Here is a 3,831-nt window from a genome sequence, read left to right as displayed (position 1 = left end):
ACGCAAATAAAACGCCTTTACCGGCGGCAAACCATTAGCCCACTTAAAGAAAAATCGGAAAAAACACATTACCGTTGCGCTTGAGTTTGTAAAAAAGCCTTTTGCCATCTAGACTTATCAGTACATACAACAAAAGAGGTGACATTATGAATAAGAAGATCGTTTTGGCTTTTACCACCGCTACCGCATTAACCCTGCTTTCCGGCTGTACCCTGTTTGACAGAGCCGACAGCTATATGAAAAAACCCGTGGTCAGCGATGTTAAAACGGGCATGACCAAACAACAAGCCCGCGCCATCGGTGGTGTGCCGGCAACTTCCGCCACCATGATTAACGCTCGCGGTACCTGCGACAGCTATGTGTTAGGCACCCGTGACGGTAAACCCATTAATTACTTTGTCAGCTACGATGATACCAACCACGTTCTGAACAAAGGTTTCCAGAGCTGTCAGGAATACGATACCAACCCGCAAAAATAATTCAGACGCGTAACAGCCGACGGGATAGGGGATGAGTGATGGGCGATAAGTGAATAATTTCACTTATCGCCCATTTCATTGCAGAGTATTCAAATCAGGCGGGCACGCCGGCAATCTTGCCGATACGCGACCAGACACGATGCAATTTCAGTTGGTCAAGAAAATCCTGCATCAAGGCCCCTTGGGCAGCGGACCCTTCGCATAATCCTTCCTCGGTTTTATCCGTCAGACCCAGCTGTTGTTTAAAGCGCTTGGCATCGCCGCTGAGGGCAATGACCTTCAGGTGCTTGTAAGCTTCGAGGATAAAATGGCTCGCTTCACCGTCCAGCAACAGGGCATCCATATTGCCGTCCGGCACAATCACTCCGTCCACCGTCACCGAAGGCGATGCCTCGAACGTGGCGTCCACGGGCAGGGTTGAGCCGTCATTGGCCACCACGTTTCCCCCATGGGCGGCCAAAAGTTTAGCATGCACACCCGCGGCTTTCAGCCCTTGCAGCGCATCTAAAACATCGGCGGCGTTCACCCCGTCGCTGAGCAATAAGGCCACCTGCCGTCCCTTGACGCTGCCGCCGCCGCTGGCATACAGGCTGAGGGAGGGGTCTTGGCTCAGGCCGTTAACCGGCTTGGGCGGGGTGGTCTTTAATGTGTCCTCCGAAAGCGCGAAGCCGAGTTTTGCGGCTACCCGCTGTGCGAGCTGCCCATCCACCCGGGTCAACAGATCGATAACCCGTTCACGAATATAGGGTCTTGCGACTTTGCCCAGCTCAAAGCTGAAGGCATCGACAATATGCTGTTGCTCCACAGGGGTCTGGCTTAACCAGAACAGACGCGGATGTGAATAATACTCGAGGAAAGAGTCGCTGCGCTCGCGGATTTTATGACCGTCAATCCGTTCCTGATAGGTTTCAAATCCGCCGTTCTGCGCCGCCGGGGCGGTTTCACGCGGCCAGTTGTCGTTAATTGAATTAGGTTCATGGGCGGCCGGGTTGGTATCGATATCCTGCCGGTGCATTCCGTCGCGCTGGAAATTATGATAAGGGCAAACCGGCCGGTTAATGGGAATTTCATGGAAATTCGGCCCGCCGAGCCGGCTTATTTGGGTGTCGGTATAAGAGAATAGCCTGCCCTGCAGCAGCGGGTCGTTGGTAAAATCGATGCCGGGGACGATATGGCCGGGATGGAACGCCACCTGCTCGGTTTCGGCGAAAAAATTGTCCGGGTTGCGATTGAGCGTCATCTTGCCGACAATTTGCACCGGTACCAGAGCTTCGGGAATAAGCTTGGTGGGATCAAGCAAATCGAAATCAAACTTATGCTCATCCTCTTCCGGTATCAGCTGCAGTCCCAGTTCATACTCGGGATAGTCGCCGGCTTCAATGGATTCCCACAGATCGCGCCGATGGAAATCAGCATCTTTACCCGCGAGTTTTTGCGCCTCATCCCATACCAGCGATGCTTTACCCGCCAGTGGTTTCCAATGGAAGCGCACGAAGGTCGCTTTGCCTTCGCCGTTAATCAGGCGGAAGGTATGAATACCGAATCCTTCCATGGTGCGATAGCTGCGGGGAATGCCCCGATCGGACATGGCCCAGAATACATTATGCAGGGTCTCTGGTTGCAGCGACACATAATCCCAGAAGGTATCATGGGCTGAACCACCCTGAGGCATTTCATTATGCGGCTCGGGTTTCACCGCATGGACAAAATCGGGGAATTTCAGGGCATCCTGGATAAAGAAAACCGGGGTATTGTTGCCCACAATATCGAAATTGCCTTCCTGGGTGTAAAACTTGGTGGCAAAACCGCGGATATCCCGCACGGTATCCGCCGATCCCCTGGATCCCTGCACAGTGGAAAAACGGACATACACCGGCGTTTTGATCGACGGATCCTGTAAAAATGCCGCTTTAGTGATGTCGCTTAGGGAACGATAAACCTCAAAAATACCGTGTGCGGCGGAACCTCTCGCATGAACGATACGTTCGGGAATGCGTTCATGATCGAAATGGGTAATCTTTTCCCGCAGGATGAAGTCTTCCAACAGCGTCGGCCCGCGCGTTGCCCCGCGCAAGGAGTTTTGATCGTCGGCGATTTTGAGCCCCTGATTGGTGGTCAGCGGCTGGTCTTTACCGGACTTGCGGTAGGGCTCGAGGGCATCAAGTTTGGTGTTGCTGTTTTGCGGACTTTTCACCGACCCCGGGGCGGTGGGCTGTTTTCCGGGCGCCGAGCTGCCGGGCTTGGGCAAATGGCTGTTATCGTCTGGGGCAAGATGGCCCAATCCCGGCTGTGCCGAGCTGGCTCCGGGCGCGGGGGCAGGGTGGGACAGAGGTATTTTGTCATGGGAAGGATCTGTGGGTTTAGACATTAACATTGCTCCTCTTATCGAGTTGAAATGATAAAAAATGGCCGTCCGGGGCTTATATTTTCGGCGGTAGATCAACTATAGAACAGTTTTTAGCGCTGACAGCGGCTAAAGCCTTATTTTACTCAGGGGTATGAGCGTCGGCTTGAAAAGGCCGCGACACGGTATTAAATAGTAGGAAATAAGCTGCCGCGAACTTTGTGCCATAAGGCTTGGACCGAATCGGGCATCGTGATATTACCGCTCAGGGGCATCCCTTGCGGATGCTGTACGGCAAAAACTAATATCGCCGCGCATAATATCCGTTCCCACTGGTTGCCTTTTTGCGAGGTGATAATGGGCAAACGAAAGCGCCATCGGCAGGGCCACAATAAGGGTACTCCGGCCGGGGTCAGCATGTCGGCGACAATGTGGCTGAGATAACCGATAATCATGCCGTGAAAGGCGTCCAGCGGGATGAACATATCCGGCGCGAGTTTGAGGGTGAACAGCAGGATCCCGGCAGCAATGGCCAGCAGGCTGTGGGTAAAGCCGCGATGGCCGAATATTCTGGCTATGGGCATGGACAGCCATTTTAGCCGTTGGCCGAGAAAGGATTGGGGATGATCAATATCCGGTAACAGGCAGGTTAATAATCCGCCGGCAATGATATGCCACCAGTCGCCATGGGCGAGCGCAGGGGAAAGCTCCATTTTTTTTGCTAAAATGGTGCTGGCCAATGCAAAAATAAGATGCCCCTCGGCGGTCATGGTTATGCGAAATCTTTATGGCTGGTCATTTGTCCAGTATAAAGCAATCCGCCCGGTGGGGAAATGGGTTACCTTGTAACTTTTACATCTCAATTTATTTCTGTGGGAGGCAGCGCGTCTCCCTTTAACAGGTTTGTTGCGCGATCGGTGATCGCGGGCCTACCGAGCCATGGGGTGCTCCGGCGGGCGGAAAAACAACGCCCGCTTCGACCCCATTGGCACGGTCTCCCTTTAACAG

General features: G+C 53.4%; 3 protein-coding genes. 1 reads left to right on the top strand and 2 read right to left on the bottom strand.

The window, feature by feature from the left end:
- The first annotated feature begins 146 nt into the window (after window positions 1-146).
- Window positions 147-479, top strand: a complete 333-nt coding sequence (gene osmE / locus HB631_RS26640) for an osmotically-inducible lipoprotein OsmE (protein WP_213994189.1) — start codon at window positions 147-149, stop codon at window positions 477-479.
- 94 nt (window positions 480-573) lie between these two features.
- Here osmE and katE read toward each other — a convergent pair whose 3' ends face one another.
- Window positions 574-2,847 (bottom strand): catalase HPII, encoded by a 2,274-nt coding sequence (gene katE, locus HB631_RS26635; protein WP_213994188.1) that lies wholly within the window; start codon window positions 2,845-2,847, stop codon window positions 574-576.
- Window positions 2,848-3,011: 164 nt separating this feature from the next.
- On the bottom strand, window positions 3,012-3,593 hold the full coding sequence (locus HB631_RS26630) for a metal-dependent hydrolase (RefSeq protein WP_213994187.1): 582 nt from the start codon (window positions 3,591-3,593) through the stop codon (window positions 3,012-3,014).
- Window positions 3,594-3,831 lie beyond the last annotated feature (238 nt).

Source organism: Sodalis sp. dw_96 (genome assembly GCF_018449575.1).
GTDB lineage: Bacteria > Pseudomonadota > Gammaproteobacteria > Enterobacterales > Enterobacteriaceae > Acerihabitans.
The sequence above is the reverse complement of the archived record's forward strand: the minus strand, read 5'-3'. Positions and strand labels throughout refer to the sequence as shown.